The 17,751-nt window shown below is 66.1% G+C and carries 14 protein-coding genes and 1 pseudogene; 8 read left to right on the plus strand and 7 right to left on the minus strand.

The annotated features are described in order from the left end of the window. Nucleotides 1–52: 52 nt before the first annotated feature. Both LRM18_RS06705 and LRM18_RS06710 read left to right on the plus strand, forming a co-directional pair. Nucleotides 53–3,508, plus strand: a pseudogene (locus LRM18_RS06705) (efflux RND transporter permease subunit); the annotation flags it as partial. Beyond that, a complete protein-coding gene (locus tag LRM18_RS06710; RefSeq protein WP_270952730.1) occupies nt 3,505–6,591 on the plus strand; it encodes an efflux RND transporter permease subunit in 3,087 nt (1,028 codons plus the stop codon). The pseudogene LRM18_RS06705 and the gene LRM18_RS06710, both read left to right, overlap by 4 nt. Nucleotides 6,592–6,664: 73 nt before the next feature. On the opposite strand, the gene LRM18_RS06715 is transcribed toward LRM18_RS06710, so the two are convergent. From LRM18_RS06715 to ykgO, 7 genes are all read right to left on the minus strand, one after another. Further along, nucleotides 6,665–7,510, minus strand: a complete 846-nt coding sequence (locus LRM18_RS06715; protein WP_064238285.1) for a phytanoyl-CoA dioxygenase family protein — start codon at nt 7,508–7,510, stop codon at nt 6,665–6,667. Nucleotides 7,511–7,559: 49 nt separating this feature from the next. Next, complete coding sequence (locus LRM18_RS06720) at nt 7,560–8,792, minus strand: TraB/GumN family protein (RefSeq protein ID WP_049464471.1); 1,233 nt, start codon at nt 8,790–8,792, stop codon at nt 7,560–7,562. After that, nucleotides 8,785–9,315, minus strand: a complete 531-nt coding sequence (locus LRM18_RS06725) for a GNAT family N-acetyltransferase (RefSeq protein ID WP_099605906.1) — start codon at nt 9,313–9,315, stop codon at nt 8,785–8,787. The genes LRM18_RS06720 and LRM18_RS06725 overlap by 8 nt, the downstream gene beginning before the upstream one ends. 14 nt (nt 9,316–9,329) lie before the next feature. Further along, nucleotides 9,330–10,217, minus strand: coding sequence for a carbon-nitrogen hydrolase (locus LRM18_RS06730; RefSeq protein WP_008267821.1), 888 nt, complete (start codon nt 10,215–10,217; stop codon nt 9,330–9,332). Between the two features lie 162 nt (nt 10,218–10,379). Next, the gene (locus tag LRM18_RS06735) at nt 10,380–11,417 is read right to left on the minus strand and encodes an agmatine deiminase family protein (protein WP_206632532.1); all 1,038 of its coding nucleotides are present in this window, start codon (nt 11,415–11,417) and stop codon (nt 10,380–10,382) included. Between the two features lie 39 nt (nt 11,418–11,456). Beyond that, nucleotides 11,457–11,786 (minus strand): hypothetical protein, encoded by a 330-nt coding sequence (locus tag LRM18_RS06740; protein ID WP_005416228.1) that lies wholly within the window; start codon nt 11,784–11,786, stop codon nt 11,457–11,459. Between the two features lie 145 nt (nt 11,787–11,931). Next, on the minus strand, nt 11,932–12,057 hold the full coding sequence (gene ykgO, locus LRM18_RS06745; RefSeq protein WP_005409283.1) for a type B 50S ribosomal protein L36: 126 nt from the start codon (nt 12,055–12,057) through the stop codon (nt 11,932–11,934). A gap of 197 nt (nt 12,058–12,254) precedes the next feature. Here ykgO and cmk point away from each other — a divergent pair, with 197 nt between their 5' ends. The 6 genes from cmk to LRM18_RS06775 all read left to right on the plus strand — a co-directional run bounded on the left by cmk (nt 12,255) and on the right by LRM18_RS06775 (nt 17,750). Further along, nucleotides 12,255–12,932, plus strand: a complete 678-nt coding sequence (gene cmk / locus LRM18_RS06750; RefSeq protein ID WP_014036894.1) for a (d)CMP kinase — start codon at nt 12,255–12,257, stop codon at nt 12,930–12,932. Between the two features lie 198 nt (nt 12,933–13,130). Continuing rightward, nucleotides 13,131–14,816, plus strand: coding sequence for a 30S ribosomal protein S1 (rpsA, locus tag LRM18_RS06755; protein WP_005409285.1), 1,686 nt, complete (start codon nt 13,131–13,133; stop codon nt 14,814–14,816). An 88-nt stretch (nt 14,817–14,904) separates the two neighbouring features. Further along, entirely contained in the window at nt 14,905–15,210 is a 306-nt protein-coding gene (locus LRM18_RS06760; protein WP_005409286.1) for an integration host factor subunit beta, read from the plus strand. Nucleotides 15,211–15,287: 77 nt separating this feature from the next. Further along, nucleotides 15,288–15,572 carry a lipopolysaccharide assembly protein LapA domain-containing protein gene (locus LRM18_RS06765; RefSeq protein ID WP_049464482.1) on the plus strand — a complete coding sequence of 95 codons (285 nt, stop codon included), beginning with the start codon at nt 15,288–15,290 and terminating at the stop codon, nt 15,570–15,572. A 6-nt stretch (nt 15,573–15,578) separates the two neighbouring features. After that, nucleotides 15,579–16,757 (plus strand): lipopolysaccharide assembly protein LapB, encoded by a 1,179-nt coding sequence (lapB, locus tag LRM18_RS06770; RefSeq protein ID WP_005416232.1) that lies wholly within the window; start codon nt 15,579–15,581, stop codon nt 16,755–16,757. 3 nt (nt 16,758–16,760) lie between these two features. Next, complete coding sequence (locus LRM18_RS06775; protein WP_270952813.1) at nt 16,761–17,750, plus strand: glycosyltransferase family 4 protein; 990 nt, start codon at nt 16,761–16,763, stop codon at nt 17,748–17,750. The last annotated feature ends 1 nt before the right edge of the window (nt 17,751 follow it).

A 17,751-nucleotide genomic window follows, 5' to 3' on the forward strand; every position in this document is an offset into this window, starting at 1 on the left:
CCACGACCACGGTGCCTCGCCGGCGAGCGACGGCGCCGCCGCCGGCATGCGCGGCGGCCTGGTGGAATTTGCCACCCGCCGCCGCGTGACCATCGCCATGTGCACGGTCACCCTGCTGCTGTTCGGCCTGATCGCGCTGGGCAACCTCAAGGTCAACCTGCTGCCGGACCTGAGCTACCCGACGCTGACCGTGCGCACCGAATACACCGGTGCGGCGCCGACTGAAATCGAAACCCTGATCACTCAGCCGGTCGAGGAAGCGGTCGGCGTGGTCAAGAACCTGCGCAAGCTGAAGTCGGTCTCGCGCACCGGCCAGAGCGACGTGGTGCTGGAATTCGCCTGGGGCACCAACATGGACCAGGCCAGCCTGGAGGTGCGCGACAAGATGGAAGCGCTGAACCTGCCACTGGAGGCCAAGGCCCCGGTGCTGCTGCGCTTCAATCCGTCCACCGAGCCGATCATGCGCCTGGTGCTGTCCAACAAGGTCGCGCCGGCCAGCGATGCCGACGCGGTCCGCGAGCTGACCGGCCTGCGCCGCTATGCCGATGAAGACCTGAAGAAGAAGCTCGAGCCGGTCACCGGCGTGGCGGCAGTGAAGGTCGGCGGTGGACTGGAGGACGAGATCCAGGTCGACATCGACCAGCAGAAGCTGGCGCAGCTGAACCTGCCGATCGACACCGTCATCAAGCGCCTGAAAGACGAGAACATCAACATCTCCGGCGGCCGCCTGGAGGAAGGATCGCAGCGCTTCCTGGTGCGTACCGTCAACCAGTTCGCCGACCTGGAGGAGATCCGCAACCTGCTGGTGACCACCCAGGGCTCGAACGGCAGCGCGGCCGACTCGGCATTGCAGCAGATGTTCAACATCGCCGCGTCGACCGGTTCGGCAGCGGCCATCGCCGCGGCGTCGGCGGCGCAGAGCGCATCGTCAGGTGCGGGCTCCAGCGTCGTCGCCAACGGCGTGCCGGTGCGCCTGAAGGACGTCGCCACCGTGCGCCAGGGCTACAAGGAGCGCGAAGCGATCATCCGCCTGGGCGGCAAGGAGGCGGTCGAGCTGGCCATCTACAAGGAAGGTGACGCCAACACCGTGTCCACCGCCGAAGCGCTGCGCAAGCGGCTGGAGCAGATCAAGGGCACGTTCCCGTCGGACGTCGAGCTGACCACCATCGAGGACCAGTCGCGCTTCATCGAGCACGCCATCGCCGACGTCAAGAAGGATGCCGTGATCGGTGGCCTGCTGGCGATCCTGATCATCTTCCTGTTCCTGCGCGATGGCTGGAGCACGTTCGTGATCAGCCTGTCGTTGCCGGTCTCGATCATCGCCACGTTCTTCTTCATGGGCCAGCTCGGGCTGAGCCTGAACGTGATGTCGCTGGGCGGCCTGGCATTGGCCACCGGCCTGGTGGTGGATGATTCGATCGTGGTGCTGGAGAGCATCGCCAAGGCCCGTGAGCGTGGCCTGGGCATCCTGCAGGCGGCGATCGCCGGCACCCGTGAAGTGAGCATGGCGGTGGTCGCCTCGACCCTGACCACCATCGCGGTGTTCCTGCCGCTGGTGTTCGTCGATGGCATCGCCGGGCAGCTGTTCCGCGACCAGGCGCTGACCGTGGCGATCGCCATCGCGATCTCGCTGCTGGTGTCGATGACCCTGATCCCGATGCTGAGCTCGCTGAAGGGACGGCCGCCGCTGGCGTTCCCGGAAGAGGCACCGAACGCAGCGTGGCAGCCGCAGAAACGCTGGCAGAAGCCGGTCGCGCTGGGTCGCCGTGGCGTGGTCGCCAGCGTGCGCTGGGGCTTCTATGCGCTGGCCTGGCTGGTGGTGCGCCTGTGGCGTGGCGTGGTGGCGGTGGTCGGGCCGGTGATGCGCAAGGCCAGTGATCTGGCGATGAAGCCCTACGCCGGTGCCGAGCGCGGCTATCTGCGCCTGTTGCCGAGCGCATTGGCACATCCGGGCAAGGTGCTGGGCGTGGCCACGATCATCTTCGTGGCGACCATGGCGCTGGTCCCGATGCTCGGCGCCGACCTGATCCCGCAGCTGGCGCAGGACCGGTTCGAGATGACCGTGAAGCTGCCGGCCGGCACGCCGCTGAAGCAGACCGACGCGCTGGTGCGTGAGCTGCAACTGGCGCATGGCAAGGGGGAGGGCGTGGCTTCGCTGTACGGTGTCAGCGGCAGCGGCACCCGCCTGGACGCCAGCCCCACCGAGAGCGGCGAGAACATCGGCAAGCTGACCGTGGTGATGGCCGGTGGTGGCAATGCCCAGACCGAGGCGGCAATCACCGAGCGCCTGCGCGGCACCATGAGCCAGCATCCGGGCGCGCAGGTCGACTTCGCGCGGCCGGCGTTGTTCAGCTTCTCCACGCCGCTGGAAATCGAGTTGCGCGGGCAGGACATGGCGACCCTGGAAGTGGCCGGCCAGCGCCTGGCGGCGATGCTGCGCGGCAACGCCCACTACGCCGACGTGAAGTCGACGGTGGAGGAGGGCTTCCCGGAAATCCAGATCCGCTTCGACCAGGAGCGCGCCGGTGCGCTGGGCCTGACCACCCGCCAGATCGCCGACGTGGTGGTGAAGAAGGTGCGTGGCGACGTCGCCACCCGCTACAGCTTCCGTGACCGCAAGATCGACGTGCTGGTGCGTGCGCAGGAAGGTGACCGCGCCAGCGTGGAGAGCATCCGCCGGCTGATCGTCAACCCGGGCAGCACCCGCCCGGTGACCCTGGACGCGGTGGCCGACGTGGTCGCCACCACCGGCCCCAGCGAGATCCATCGTGCCGACCAGACGCGGGTTGCGGTGGTGTCGGCCAACCTGCGCGACATCGACCTCGGCGCGGCCATGCGCGAAGTGCAGCAGATGGTGTCCGAGCAGCCGCTGGGCGCGGGCGTGGGCCTGCACATCGGTGGCCAGGGCGAGGAGCTGGCGCAGGCGGCGAAGTCGCTGATCTTCGCCTTCGGCCTGGCGATCTTCCTGGTCTACCTGGTGATGGCCTCGCAGTTCGAGTCGCTGCTGCATCCGTTCGTGATCCTGTTCACCATCCCGCTGGCGCTGGTCGGTGCGATCCTGGCGCTGATGCTGACCGGAAAGCCCATCTCGGTGGTGGTGTTCATCGGCCTGATCCTGCTGGTCGGCCTGGTCACCAAGAACGCGATCATCCTGATCGACAAGGTCAACCAGCTGCGCGAGGCCGGTGTGGCCAAGCAAGAGGCGCTGGTGGAAGGTGCGCGCTCGCGCCTGCGGCCGATCATCATGACCACGCTGTGCACGCTGTTCGGCTTCCTGCCGCTGGCGGTGGCGATGGGCGAGGGTGCTGAGGTGCGCGCGCCGATGGCGATCACCGTGATCGGCGGCCTGCTGGTGTCGACCCTGTTGACCCTGCTGGTGATCCCGGTGGTGTACGACCTGATGGATCGTCGTGGCGATGCCTACTACCGCGAGCGCGGCCGCAAGCATGCCGGCGCAGGGCTGCACGGCGCTGAGGGCGGCGCGGCAGGCGTGGAGGAGCCGGCATGAGTGTTGCCGAGTTCTCCATCCGCCGCCCGGTCACCACCATCATGTGCTTCGTGTCGCTGGTGGTGATCGGCCTGATCGCTTCGTTCCGGCTGCCGCTGGAGGCGCTGCCGGACATCTCCGCGCCCTTCCTGTTCGTGCAGATTCCGTATACCGGCTCGACCCCGGAGGAAGTGGAACGGACCATCATCCGTCCGGTCGAGGAGTCACTGGCGACGATGACCGGCATCAAGCGGATGCGTTCGTCGGCGACGTCCGAGGCGGCACTGATCTACATCGAGTTCAGCGACTGGGACCGCGACATCGCCATTGCCGCGTCCGACGCGCGCGAGCGTATCGACGCGATCCGCAGTGACCTGCCCGACGACCTGCAGCGCTACAACGTGTTCAAGTGGTCCAGCAGCGACCAGCCCGTGCTGAAGGTGCGGCTGGCCAGCACCACCGATCTCACCACTGCCTATGACATGCTCGACCGTGAGTTCAAGCGGCGCATCGAGCGCATCCCGGGCGTGGCCCGCGTCGATATCACCGGTGCGCCGCCGAACGAGGTGGAGATCGCCATCGACCCGAACCGGCTCAACGCGCATGGGTTGAGCATCAACGAGCTGAGCGAGCGCCTGCGCACGCTGAACTTCTCGATCTCGGCCGGGCAGATCGACGACAACGGCCAGCGCGTGCGCGTGCAGCCGGTGGGCGAGATCACCGACCTGCAGGAAATGCGCGACCTGGTGATCAACGCCAAGGGCCTGCGCCTGGGTGATATCGCCGACGTCCGCCTGAAGCCGGCGCGGATGAACTACGGGCGCCGCCTGGACGGCAACCCGGCCGTCGGCCTGGACATCTTCAAGGAGCGCAGCGCCAACCTGGTGGACGTCTCGCGTGCGGCGTTGGCCGAGGTCGAGGCGATCCGCGCGCAGCCGTCGATGCGTGACGTGCAGATCAAGGTGATCGACAACCAGGGCAAGGCGGTAACCTCCTCGCTGCTGGAACTGGCCGAAGCCGGTGCGGTCGGCCTGATCCTGTCGGTCACCGTGCTGTTCTTCTTCCTGCGCCACTGGCCGTCGACGCTGATGGTGACCCTGGCCATTCCGATCTGCTTCACCATCACCCTGGGCTTCATGTACTTCGTCGGGGTGACACTCAACATCCTGACCATGATGGGCCTGCTGCTGGCCGTCGGCATGCTGGTCGACAATGCGGTGGTGGTGGTCGAGAGCATCTACCAGGAGCGCGAGCGCATGCCGGGGCAGCCGCGGCTGGCCTCGATCATCGGCACCCGCAACGTGGCCATCGCGCTCAGCGCCGGCACGCTGTGCCACTGCATCGTGTTCGTGCCGAACCTGTTCGGCGAGACCAACAACATCAGCATCTTCATGGCACAGATCGCGATCACCATCTCGGTCTCGCTGCTGGCCTCGTGGCTGGTCGCGGTCAGCCTGATCCCGATGCTGTCCGCGCGCATGGCCACGCCCAAGCTGGTGCACTCGCAGACCGGCCTGATCGCGCGGCTGCAGCGCCGCTACGCGCAGCTGCTGGACTGGTCGCTGCACCACCGCGGCTGGAGCCTGCTCGGCATCCTGCTGGTGGTACTGGTCAGCCTGGTGCCGATGAAGCTGACCAAGGTCGACATGTTCGGGGGCGAGGGCGGCAAGGACATCTTCATCGGCTACATGTGGAAGGGCGCCTATACCTACCGGCAGATGTCCGAGGAAGTGGCGCGGGTGGAGAACTGGATCGACCAGAACCGCGAGCGCCTGCACGTGAAACAGGTGTACTCCTGGTACAGCGAGCAGGAGGGCAGCTCCACGGTGGTCACCCTGGACGAGAAGTACGCCAAGGACATCAAGGCGCTGCAGGAAGAGCTGCGCAAGGGCCTGCCGAAGTCCGCCCGCACCGACTATTTCGTCGGCAACCAGGGGGGCGATGGCGGTGGTGGCGGCAACCAGGGCGTGCAGGTGCAGCTGGTGGGCGACTCCAGTTCGATGCTGCAGGAGATCGGCCAGGAAGTGGTGCCGTTGCTGGCGCAGCGTGCCGAGCTGCGTGACGTGCGCATCGACAACGGCGAGAAGGGCGGCGAGCTGAAGGTGCGCGTCGACCGTGAGCGTGCCGCAGCGTTCGGCTTCAACGCCGAACAGGTGGCCAGCTTCGTCGGCCTGGCGCTGCGCGGTGCCCCAATGCGCGAGTTCCGCCGCGGTGACAATGAAGTGCCGGTGTGGGTGCGCTTTGCCGGCGCTGAGCAGAGCAGCCCGGAAGACCTGGCCGGTTTCAGCGTGCGCACCGGCGATGGCCGCAGTGTGCCGCTGCTGAGCCTGGTCACCGTGGACGTTGGTTCATCGGCCACCCAGATCGGCCGTACCAACCGTCAGACGACGTTGACCATCAAGGCCAACCTGGCCGAGAAGGTCACCGCGCCGGACGGGCGCAAGGCGATCGAAGCCGTGCTCAAGCCGATGAACTTCCCGGCCGGCTATGGCTTCACCTTCGACGGCGGCGACTACGGCAACGACGACGAAGCCATGCAGCAGATGGTGTTCAACCTGCTGATCGCACTGGTGATGATCTACGTGGTGATGGCGGCGGTGTTCGAGTCGCTGCTGTTCCCGGCGGCGATCATGAGTGGCGTGCTGTTCTCGATCTTCGGCGTGTTCTGGCTGTTCTGGATCACCGGCACCTCGTTCGGGATCATGTCCTTCATCGGCATCCTGGTGCTGATGGGTGTGGTAGTGAACAACGGCATCGTGATGATCGAGCACATCAACAACCTGCGGCGCAGCGGCATGGGCCGCACCCAGGCGCTGGTGGAAGGCTCACGCGAACGCCTGCGCCCGATCATGATGACGATGGGCACGGCGATCCTGGCGATGATCCCGATCTCGCTGACCGATACGCAGATGTTTGGCAACGGCCCGGAGTATTCGCCGATGGCGCGCGCGATTGCCGGCGGCCTGGCGTTCTCGACGGTGGTCAGCCTGCTGTTCCTGCCGACGATCTACGCGGTGCTCGATGACCTGCGCACTGCCGTGACGCGGCTGATCCGCCGTGCGCGTGGCCTGGAGAGGGTAGAGCCGGGCGCTGCCCGGCTGTAGTGCGCGACAACGCGTTGTGGTGTGGGGGAGGCCGGTCGTAGTGGGGCGGCCTCCCCCATTTTTTTGGCTTGAGTCAGGCTTTGCGCAGGAACCAGGTCCGGCGCGTGTACTCGTGACCGAAATCCACCTGCCCGAATCGCGCGATCTCACGCTGCCCACGCCGGTAATAGCGCCAGGGCGCTTTGGCCAGCGGAGGGGTTTGCCCGTAGAAAACATCCATGTGACCCACGGGCATCGACTTCGGGGTCACGTGCATGACCACGCTGCGGCGGGTTCCGGCAGAGGGATGCGGCGCGCCGCCATGGAACAGCTGCGGGTGCCAGACGATCACATCGCCTGGCTGCACGTGCACCGACTGCGGCTTCAGGCCAGCGTCTTCGCACTGGCGCGCCACCGCATCCTGATAGGCGGCCCAGCCCTCCGGCGACATGGCGCTGATCGGGCCGTCGCCGAAGACTTCGCGTCGCAGTGCCTGCACATCGATGGGCGGCAACAGGTGGCTGCCCGGAACCACGCGCAGGGGGCCATTGCTTTCGTCAACCGCATCCAGCGCGGTCCATACCCCCATGTAGCGCTCGCCCGGGGACGTGCAGAACACTGGCGTATCGCGATGCAATGACTGCTCCGATCCGCGCTCGTAGTAGAGGCTGGTGTAGAGCGTGGTCGGTTCGCCGAGGAAGCGATCGCAGACGTCGATGGCCGGGTTGTCAGTGAGCAGGCGCGTCATCGCATCCACTGCCAGGTGCAGGTTGACGACCCGATACATGCGCTTGTGACCGTCCAGGTTTCGCGACACCGCCTTTGGATTGCGCTGCTTGAAGCGCGCGATGCGCTCGTTGATGTCCTGGACCAGTGCGGGTGCAATCGCCTGGCGCACCACCACGAAACCATCGCGCATCAGCGCATCGTATGCATCCATTGGAGTGTTCCTTCCTTAAACGCCGAGTATAGCCACGAGTGTTGGGGGGTTATCCCGCCACCTTGCCCCACACCTTGAACGTGGTCAGCCACAGGCCGAGCATGCTGCCGATGTTGGTCAGCATGAAGGTCAGCACCACGCGGGTGACGCGGTTGCGGTACCAGCCCTTCAGGCTCTGCGCATCGTCGCGCAGCTTCAGGAAGTCCTCGTAGGCCGGCTTGCGCAGCCGTGCTTCCACCAGCGCCGAGAAGGCGCCGGTCGGGATGCTCAGGCGGAACGGCTTGAACGGGGCCACCGCGATCGCGGTGAGGATACTCAGCGGATGGCCGCCGGCCAGCAGGCAGCCCAGGCCCGCCAGGCCGCCGGTGTACATCGCCCAGGTCGCCAGCAGTTCGGTGCCCACGCCCAGGCCGCCGCGGTAGAAGCCCACGCCGATGCCGGTGGCCACGATGGCCAGGATGCCGAGCGTGAACCACGGAATGTTGCGCTTCTTCGGCACCGCCTCCAGCTCGGCGCGCAGCGGTGCCGGGGCCTCGGTGTCGGTTTCCAGGTAGCGCGCGAGACCCGCAAGATGGCCGGCACCGACCACCGCCAGCACTTCACGCTGCTGCGGGGTGTGTTCCTCGCGCAGGCGCGTGGCCATGTAGCGGTCGCGCTCGCCGATGATGGTTTCGTACAGCGCCGGGCTCTCGCTGGCGAACTCACCAAAGCTCGACTCCAGCATGTCGCCCTGCTTGAGCTTCTCGATCTCGTTCTCGCCCACTTCTTCCGACGAGAACAGGCCGGCGCCCAGCCCGGCAACCAGCTTCAGCTTGCCGAAGAAGCCCAGCCGTTGCGACGCACGACGGAAGGTCAGGCCGACCTCGCGGTCGATCAGGTGCACCGGCAGGTTGCGCTCGCGGGCCAGCTCCACCGCACGCTTCAGCTCGGCACCGGGTTCGATGTCGAGCTGTTCGGCCAGGCGGCGCTGGTAGGCGGACAGCGCCAGGTTGGCCGCAAACAGAGCCACGCGGCCCTTGCGGATCACTTCGACCAGATCAAGCTTGGCCAGCGTGTCCGGGTCGCTCAGCGCCTGCAGGCGCTGCGGGTCCAGCTCGACAGCCACTGCATCGAAGCGGCCGCTGTCGATGGCTTTTTCCACGGCCTCGACGCTGGCGCGTGAAACGTGGGCGGTGCCCAGCAGGGTGTAACGCACGCCGTCGCGTTCGACAACGCGCACCGGCTGGCCGGCGAACAGGTCGTCACCGGTCTCGGGAAGGGTTTCGGTCATGGGTTCATTCATTGGAGGGTGCGGTGTCGGCGCCGTCGCCGAGCGCGCGCTGCATCTGCACGGTATCCAGCCAGCGGCCATGCTTGCGGCCGAGGCCACGGAACACGCCTACAAGCTCGAAGCCGAAGCGTTCGTGCAGCTTGATTGAAGCGGTGTTGGTCGGTTCGCCGATCACCGCCACCATCTGCCGGTAGCCACGCGCCACGCAGGCATCGATCAGCGCCTGCAGCAGGCCGGTGCCGACGCCCTTGCCCTGGAACGCAGCATCGACGTAGACCGAGTTCTCCACGGTCCACTGGTAGGCCACGCGGGTGCGGTAGGTGTTGGCGTAGGCATAGCCGGCCACCTGGCCATCGATCTCGGCGACCAGGTAGGGGAAGCCGCGATCGACGATGTCGCGCATGCGGCGCAGCATCTCGGTCGCGTCGGGGATCTCGTACTCGTAGGTGTTGACGAAGTCGGTCACTTCCACCGCGTAGATCGCGGTGATCGCATTGATGTCGGCAGGGCCGGCATCACGGATGAGGACGGCCATGCGCGGGCTCCGGCTCAGTCGATGTAGCGCTTGAGCAGGTCGCCGTAGGCATCGATGCGGCGATCACGCAGGAACGGCCAGATGCGGCGCACGTGCTCGCTGCGCTGCAGGTCGACGTCGCACAGCAGTACGGTGGCCTCGGTACCGGCCTCGGCCAGGAATTCGCCCTGCGGGCCCAGCACGTGGCTGTTGCCCCAGAACTGGATGCCCGAAGCACCCAGCGGCGAAGCCTCATGGCCGACGCGGTTGCAGCTCAGCACCGGCAGGCCATTGGCCACGGCATGGCCGCGGTGGCTCAGTACCCAGGCGTCGCGCTGGCGGGTCTTCTCGTCCTGCACATCGTCCGGGTCCCAGCCGATCGCGGTCGGGTACAGCAGCAGTTCTGCGCCGGCCAGCGCCATCAGCCGCGCTGCTTCCGGGTACCACTGGTCCCAGCACACCAGCACGCCCAGGCGGCCCACCGAGGTGTCGATCGGCGTGAAACCGATGTCGCCCGGGGTGAAGTAGAACTTCTCGTAGAAGCCAGGGTCGTCCGGGATATGCATCTTGCGGTACTTGCCGAGCAGCGTACCGTCCTTCTCGAACACCACGGCGGTGTTGTGGTACAGGCCGGCAGCGCGGCGCTCGAACAGCGAGCCGACCAGCACCACGCCATGCTTCTTCGCCAGCGCGCCCAGGCGCTCGGTGCTCGGGCCCGGAATCGGCTCGGCCAGGTCGAACTCATCCACCGACTCGTGCTGGCAGAAGTACGGGCCGTTGTGCAGTTCCTGCAGCAGCACCAGCTTGGCACCCTGCGCAGCCGCCTCGGCCACGCGTGCTTCGATCACCGCCAGGTTGGCGGCGGCGTCACCGTGGTTGCGCTCCTGGATCAGGGCGACGGTAAGGGGGCTGCGCGAGTTCATGCGGGGCGTTCCTGCGGGGGAAAACCTGCATGTTAGCGCGGATGGACGGCGGCGGCGTGTCGCGCGCTGAATGGGTGATGGTCGTGCCGGCCGCTGGCCGGCATCCCCGTCAATCCATCAGGCATTGCCTGGTTGCCGGCCAGCGGCCGGCACGACCTTTTCTCAGGCCTTCAACAGCCCTTCCGGCAGCTGCATGGTGATGCAGTGCAGGCTGCCGTTCTGCCAGATCAGCGAGCGGCAGGGCACCTGCACGATCTCGCGGCCCGGGTGGGCCTGCGCCAGCACGTCGCGGGCCAGGTCGTCGGCCGGGTCGCCATAGGCCGGCATCAGTACGGCGCCGTTGACGATCAGGTAGTTGGCGTACGACGCGGCCAGGCGACGGCCTTCGTCGATCACCGGCCGGGCCCACGGCAGCGGGAACAGGCGGTACGGCTGGCCATCCTTGGTGCGCAGTGCAGCCAGCTCGTTGCCCATCGCCTGCAGTTCGGCGTAGTGCGAGTCGCTCTCGTCGTCGCAGGCCTGGTAGACGATGCTGTCGGTCGAGGCGAAGCGGGCGAGGGTGTCGATGTGCGCGTCGGTGTCGTCGCCTTCCAGGTAGCCGTGGTCCAGCCACAGCACGCGGTCCTGCTGCAGCCAGTCGGCGAGGTCGGCGCTCAGGCTGGCGCGGTCACGGTCCGGGTGGCGTTCGTGCAGGCACTTCCAGGTGGTCAGCAAGGTGCCTTCGCCGTCGGTCTCGATGCCGCCGCCTTCCAGCGCGAACGGAATGCTGCGCACCGGCGCATCGTTGAACACGCCGGCCTGGTCGAGTACGCCCACCAGCTGGTCATCCAGGGTGGCGTCGAACTTGCCGCCCCAGCCGGTGAAGCGGAAGTCCAGCAGCTGGAAACCGCCGTCGGCGCGGCGCAGGGTGATCGGGCCGGAGTCGCGCAGCCAGGTATCGTCGTAGGCGGCCGTGGTGAAGTGGACCTTGTCCATGTCGATGCGGTTGGAACGCAGCCGCATTTCGGCATAGGTCTCCACATCGTCGTCGGCCACGCAGATCAGCACCGGCTGGAAGCGGGTGATGGCCGCGACCAGGGCGATGTAGGTCTCTTCCACCTGGCCCAGGCGGTCGGCCCAGTCGGTGTCGGCGGTGGGCCAGGCAATGAGGACGCCGCTCTGGGCTTCCCACTCGGCAGGAAAACGAAGGGTCTGGTTCATGGTCTCGCTACACAGGCCCGCCCACGGCGGGTAAGGGGATCAACGGATCGGCGGTTTCGGGCCGATTTCGTTCGGGTCCGCCTGGTTGGCCACCACGTCGATCACCTTCTGCTTCTCGAAGTAGACGGTGAACTGCGGGTACACCCAGCGGTTGATGGTCGGCCATTGCCGCTTCTGCCCGCCGCGCGGCTGCAGCTGCTCGCTGGGCGCGCCGAACTGCGCCTGCACCTGCTGCATGCTCTGGCCGCGCACGGGCAGGGCGCCGGCCGGCTTCTCGCGGGCACGGTCGACAAGCAGGGTATCGGCCAGTGCCGGTGTGGCGGCGGCCAGGGTGGCCATCACGGCCAGGGCGGACAGGTAACGCTTCATCTCGATCTACTCCCCAGTGGTCAAGAAAGGCGATTACAGCAAAAACGGCAGGAAAAAGCCGCATAAACAAAAAACCGCCCGAAGGCGGTTTCTTGCATCGGGTCGGCCCCGCGTAGGGCCCGCCGCAGCCAGGAGGCTGTGAGGCTTAGCGCTGACGCGCCTTGAAACGCGGGTTCGACTTGCAGATGACGAAGATCTTGCCACGACGACGCACGACCTTGCAGTCACGGTGACGGGCCTTCGCCGACTTCAGGGAGGACAGGACTTTCATGGCATACCTCGGCGTAAACAGTAGTTGTTCGGGTGGAGCGTGGCCGCGATATGCGAAAGACAATCGGCAGTTGACGCTCGTTCAAGCCCGCCATTCTACCGGGCTTTTCCTCATGGTTTCAAGTGGTTGCACAAAAGATCCCGCTCGGGGCGTCTGGCAGGGGCTAGAATGGCCTCTTCACACGCTATGGGACCCCCATGAATCCACTCGCTCCCGTCCTGACCATCGACGGCCCATCCGGGGCCGGCAAGGGTACCATCAGCCGCATCATCGCGCGCAGGATGGGCTGGCATTACCTGGATTCGGGCGCGCTGTACCGGGCGGTGGGCGTGGCCGCGAGCTGGGCCGACATCGACACCTCCGATGCCTCGGCGCTGGTCCGCTGCACCTTCGACACCCACGTCCAGTTTGTCGAGCAGGGCGATGCCATGCGGGTCATGGTCAATGGCACCGACGCCACCGACGAGCTGCGCCTGGAGACCACCGGCGCGCTGGCCTCGGCGATTGCGGCCATCCCGGAGGTCCGGGCCGCCCTGAAGGAGCGCCAGCGCGCATTCAGGGAGCTGCCCGGCCTGGTCGCCGACGGCCGTGACATGGGCACGGTGATCTTCCCGGACGCCTCCTACAAGGTCTTCCTGACCGCCAGTGCCGAGGAGCGCGCCGAGCGCCGGCATAAGCAGTTGAAAGACAAGGGGGTTTCTGTTAACTTTGATGACCTCCTGCGCGAGATCATGGCCCGCGACGCCCGTGATGCCCAGCGTACCGTGGCGCCCCTGAAGCCGGCAGACGATGCTGTCCTCATCGACACCACAGGCATCGGCATCGATGATGTCGTTGCCCGAGTGATGGATCTGCTTCCGGTTCCGGCTGCCTGATCCGTTCGCGTGGGAGCACTGCCAGCAGCATCGGCGGTGGTCGCGCATAGCAGTGCTGTACCCGCTCCGTCGCGCAATGATGCGTGGCGGTTTTCCTACTACACACGACCTGCGTTTCCGGGGTCGACCAACAGGCGGGCGGTCGCCATTCCCCTGAAGGGGACGCCACCGACCCATGTGTCCAACAGAGTAAATCTAATGACCGAATCATTTGCCGAACTGTTTGAAGCCAGCCAGGCCAACCTGGCCAAGCTGAAGCCGGGCGCCATCGTCAGCGGTACCGTTGTTGAAGTCCGCGGCGACGTCGTGGTGATCAACGCTGGCCTGAAGTCCGAAGGCATCGTGCCGATCGAACAGTTCCGTAACGACGCTGGCGAAATCGACGTCGCCGAAGGCGACATCGTCAAGGTCGCCCTCGACTCGATCGAGAACGGCTTCGGCGAAACCGTCCTGTCGCGCGAGAAGGCCAAGCGCGCGATGGTGTGGGACGAGCTGGAAGAAGCGTTGGAAAAGAACGAAACCATCACCGGCCGCATCAGCGGCAAGGTCAAGGGTGGTTTCACCGTGGACATCAAGGATGTCCGCGCCTTCCTGCCGGGTTCCCTGGTCGATGTGCGCCCGGTGCGCGATCCGGCCTACCTGGAAGGCAAGGAACTCGAGTTCAAGCTCATCAAGCTGGACCGCAAGCGTAACAACGTCGTGGTCTCGCGCCGCGCTGTCGTCGAAAGCGAGCACTCGGAAGAGCGCGAGCAGCTGATGGACAAGCTGCAGGAAGGCGCGATCCTGAAGGGTGTCGTCAAGAACCTGACCGATTACGGCGCGTTCGTGGACCTGGGCGGTATCGACGGCCTGCTGCACATCACCGACATGGCGTGGAAGCGCGTGCGTCACCCGTCGGAAGTCGTGAACGTCGGCGACGAGCTGGACGTCCGCGTGCTGAAGTTCGACCGCGAGCGCAACCGCGTTTCGCTGGGCCTGAAGCAGCTGGGCGAGGATCCGTGGGACAACATCGGCCGTCGTTACCCGGCCAACAGCCGCGTCTTCGGCAAGGTCTCCAACGTCACCGATTACGGTGCGTTCGTTGAGATCGAGCCGGGCGTCGAAGGCCTGGTGCACGTCTCCGAGATGGACTGGACCAACAAGAACGTCAACCCGTCCAAGGTTGTGCAGGTGGGTGACGAAGTCGAAGTGATGGTGCTGGACGTCGATGAAGAGCGTCGCCGTATCTCGCTGGGCATGAAGCAGGTTGCCGCCAATCCGTGGGAAACCTTCGCTGCCACCCACAAGAAGGGTGACAAGGTGTCGGGCCAGATCAAGTCGATCACCGACTTCGGCATCTTCATCGGCCTGGACGGCGGCATCGACGGCCTGGTCCACCTGTCCGACATCAGCTGGAACACCACCGGCGAAGACGTCGTTCGCAACTTCAAGAAGGGCGATACCCTGGACGCCGTCGTCCTGGCTGTCGATCCGGAGCGCGAGCGCATCTCCCTGGGCGTGAAGCAGCTGGAGCAGGATCCGTTCGGCCAGTACATGGCCGCCAATCCGAAGGGCTCCAAGGTCGAAGGCGTGGTGAAGGAAGTCGACGCCAAGGGCGCGATCATCGAGCTGGCTGACGGCATCGAAGGTTACGTCTCGGCCCGCGACATCGCCAACGAGCGCGTTGACGACGCCACCCAGCACCTGAAGGTCGGCGACAAGATCGAAGCCAAGTTCGTGGGCATGGACCGCAAGGGCCGTACCCTGCAGCTGTCGATCAAGGCCAAGGACGACGCGGAAATGCGCGAAGTGCTGGAGGAATACCAGTCCTCTTCGGCTTCCAGCGGCACCACCCAGCTGGGCGCGCTGCTGCGTGCGCAGCTGAACGGCAACAAGTCCGAGTAATCGGCCTTAGGCTGTTTGTTGTTTCCTGGACGGCCCGGGCTTCTGCCCGGGCCGTTTCAGGCTGAGATGCCCCTGATGTGAGCCGGTGATGACCAAATCCGAACTGATCGAAATCCTTGCGCGCCGGCAGGCGCACCTGAAGGCCGATGATGTCGATCTGGCGGTGAAGTCGTTGCTGGAAATGATGGGCGGATCGCTGTCCGCCGGGGATCGCATCGAAATCCGTGGTTTTGGCAGCTTCTCGCTGCACTATCGTCCGCCGCGCCTGGGCCGCAACCCGAAGACCGGCGAATCGGTTGCCCTGCCGGGCAAGCATGTCCCCCATTTCAAGCCGGGCAAGGAACTGCGCGAGCGGGTCAGCAGCGTGCTGCCGCTGGACGCCGATCCGGCCTGAGCCTGCCGTCGCGCCACCGCGTGCGAATCCAGCCGCGAGTCGGATAAGCTACGGACTCCTGCCACTGGAGCTGTCGCATGAAGGTTTTTCGTCTGCTGGTCCTGCTGGCGGTGCTGATCCTTGGGTTGATCATTGGTGCGGTCAACATGACCGCGATGTCGATCAACCTGCTGTTTACCCAACTGCACACCTCGGTGGGCGTGGCCCTGATCGCCGCGCTGCTGGTCGGTGTGGTGGTCGGTGCCGGGCTGGTGCTGGTGAGCGTGGTCATTCCGCTCTACGGCCAGCTGCGCCGCGCCAACAAGTCCGCTGTCGCTTCGCCGGCACCGGTCGCTTCCAACCAATCTTTTGATGGACGTTGATCGAAGATGGATTTCGTCACCGAGTGGTTCTGGTTCTTCCTGTTCGTTCCGCTGGCCGCACTGGCCGGGTGGGTGATCGGACGTCGCGGCGGCCAACGCCACGGTGACAGCCAGGTCAGCCGCCTGTCGAGCACCTATTTCCGGGGCCTGAACTACCTGCTCAACGAGCAGCCGGACAAGGCCATCGAGCTGTTCCTGCACATTGCCGAGCTGGACAAGGAAACCTTCGAGACCCAGGTCGCGCTGGGCCACCTGTTCCGCCGCCGCGGCGAAGTCGACCGTGCCATCCGCCTGCACCAGGGCCTGGTCAACCGTCACGACCTCAGTGATGCACAGCGCGTGCAGGCTCTGCTGGCGCTGGGCGAGGACTACATGAAGTCCGGCCTGCTGGATCGCGCAGAGACCGTGTTCACCGAGCTGGCGCAGCTGGACCAGCGCGCCCCGCAGGCGCTCAAGCACCTGATCGGCATCTACCAGGCCGAGCGCGACTGGGAAAAGGCGATCGACAACGCCACCCGTTTCGAGGATGTCACCGGCGAGCCGATGGGCAAGCTGATCGGGCAGTTCGAATGCGAACTGGCCGAGCGGTTCCGTGGCGCCGGCAAGCTGGAAGAGGCGAGGGCAGCGATTGCGCGGGCCTACCAGGCCGACGCGATGTCGGTGCGCGCCGGCATCATCGAGGGCCGCCTGGAGACCGACGCCGGCAACCCGGAGGCGGCCGTACGCGCCTTCGAGCGCGCCGCGCGCAACGATCCCGAATACCTGCCGGAACTGCTGCCGGCCTTGATGCAGAACTACCGCAAGGTTGGCGACCTGGCAGGCGCGCGCGCGTTCCTGTCGGAGATGACCGAGCATTACCGCGGCATCGCCCCGGTACTGGCGCTGACCCGGCTGATGGAAGAGCAGGAGGGCGTGGCGCCGGCGCGTGCCTACCTGGGCCGCCAGCTCAAGGATCGTCCGTCGGTGCGTGGCGAGTCCGCGCTGATCGACCTGACCCTGGCCGAGGGCGCCGATTCCACGGCCACCCTGCACGACCTCAAGCACATCACCGACCAGCTGCTGGTGCGCAACCCGGCCTATCGCTGCACCCGCTGCGGCTTCGGCGCGCGTACCCACCACTGGCAGTGCCCGAGCTGCAAGGAGTGGGGGACGGTCAAGCCGCTGCTGAATTACGCGGTGCTCTGATCCATGCCCTGGCTTGTGATGGGCGCGCTGCTGGCGCTCGCCCTGCTGAGCGCGCTGCTGACGTGGGCGGCACGCGGCTATGCATTGCGCCGGCAGTTGATGGACCAGCCCGGCGAACGCCGCAGCCATAGCGTTGCCACCCCGCGCGGTGGCGGCATCGCCATCGTCATCAGCCTGCTGGTGACTGCTGGCGTGGCCATGTGGGCCTGGCCCGAAGCGACTCCCAGTTTGCTGGTGGCCAGCCTTGGGCTGGTGCTGGTGGCCGGCATCGGCTGGTGGGACGACCACAAGCCCCTGCCGGCGATGCGTCGCCTGCTGGTGCACTTCATCGCTGCGGCGCTGCTGGCCGGCCTGGTCAAGGCGAACGGCGGAAGCTGGCTGTTGGCCGCGCTGGTGCTGCTGTTCACTGCCTCGCTGATCAACATCTGGAATTTCATGGACGGCATCAACGGCATCGCCGCCAGCCAGGCAGTCGTAGCGATGCTGGGGCTGGCGCCGGTGCTGCCGTGGCCGTACTCGCTGGCTGCGGTGGCGCTGGGCCTGGCCTGCCTGGGATTCCTGCCGTTCAACTTCCCGCGGGCCCGGATCTTCATGGGCGATGTCGGAAGTGGAGCGCTCGGCTATGCGGTCGCGGCCGTGCTGGCGCTCGCCAGCGTGCGTACCGATATCAACTGGATCCTGTTGCTGGTACCGGTTTCGCCGTTCCTCGTGGACGCGGGCTTCACACTGCTGGCGCGCATCATTTCAGGACAACGCTGGATGGAACCCCATACCCAGCACGTCTACCAGCGCGCGGTGCAGGCAGGAGCCAGTCACCCCCAGGTGACAGGGATGTACTTTGCTTTGGGCCTGTTCAGCATTACAGTGTTCAATGTCTGCTCCAATCTGCAGCCGAGGTGGGAGGCTGCCGTGGCGATCGCGTGGTTCACCGCGCTGAGCGTCCTCTGGCTCCTCCTGCGCAATGGAATGCGCTACCGACAAGGAAATACCTGAC

It is taken from the genome of Stenotrophomonas sp. PI_27 (assembly GCF_027854495.1).
Lineage (GTDB): Bacteria > Pseudomonadota > Gammaproteobacteria > Xanthomonadales > Xanthomonadaceae > Stenotrophomonas > Stenotrophomonas pavanii.

Coding starts and splice junctions, on each gene's coding strand:
- ykgO (WP_005409283.1), bottom strand. CDS start 12,057: ATGAAAGTCCTGTCCTCCCTGAAGTCGGCGAAGGCCCGTCACCGTGAC.
- LRM18_RS06740 (WP_005416228.1), bottom strand. CDS start 11,786: ATGAAGCGTTACCTGTCCGCCCTGGCCGTGATGGCCACCCTGGCCGCC.
- LRM18_RS06735 (WP_206632532.1), bottom strand. CDS start 11,417: ATGAACCAGACCCTTCGTTTTCCTGCCGAGTGGGAAGCCCAGAGCGGC.
- rpsA (WP_005409285.1), top strand. CDS start 13,131: ATGACCGAATCATTTGCCGAACTGTTTGAAGCCAGCCAGGCCAACCTG.
- LRM18_RS06710 (WP_270952730.1), top strand. CDS start 3,505: ATGAGTGTTGCCGAGTTCTCCATCCGCCGCCCGGTCACCACCATCATG.
- LRM18_RS06715 (WP_064238285.1), bottom strand. CDS start 7,510: ATGGATGCATACGATGCGCTGATGCGCGATGGTTTCGTGGTGGTGCGC.
- LRM18_RS06720 (WP_049464471.1), bottom strand. CDS start 8,792: ATGAATGAACCCATGACCGAAACCCTTCCCGAGACCGGTGACGACCTG.
- LRM18_RS06775 (WP_270952813.1), top strand. CDS start 16,761: ATGCCCTGGCTTGTGATGGGCGCGCTGCTGGCGCTCGCCCTGCTGAGC.
- LRM18_RS06765 (WP_049464482.1), top strand. CDS start 15,288: ATGAAGGTTTTTCGTCTGCTGGTCCTGCTGGCGGTGCTGATCCTTGGG.
- cmk (WP_014036894.1), top strand. CDS start 12,255: ATGAATCCACTCGCTCCCGTCCTGACCATCGACGGCCCATCCGGGGCC.
- lapB (WP_005416232.1), top strand. CDS start 15,579: ATGGATTTCGTCACCGAGTGGTTCTGGTTCTTCCTGTTCGTTCCGCTG.
- LRM18_RS06760 (WP_005409286.1), top strand. CDS start 14,905: ATGACCAAATCCGAACTGATCGAAATCCTTGCGCGCCGGCAGGCGCAC.
- LRM18_RS06730 (WP_008267821.1), bottom strand. CDS start 10,217: ATGAACTCGCGCAGCCCCCTTACCGTCGCCCTGATCCAGGAGCGCAAC.
- LRM18_RS06725 (WP_099605906.1), bottom strand. CDS start 9,315: ATGGCCGTCCTCATCCGTGATGCCGGCCCTGCCGACATCAATGCGATC.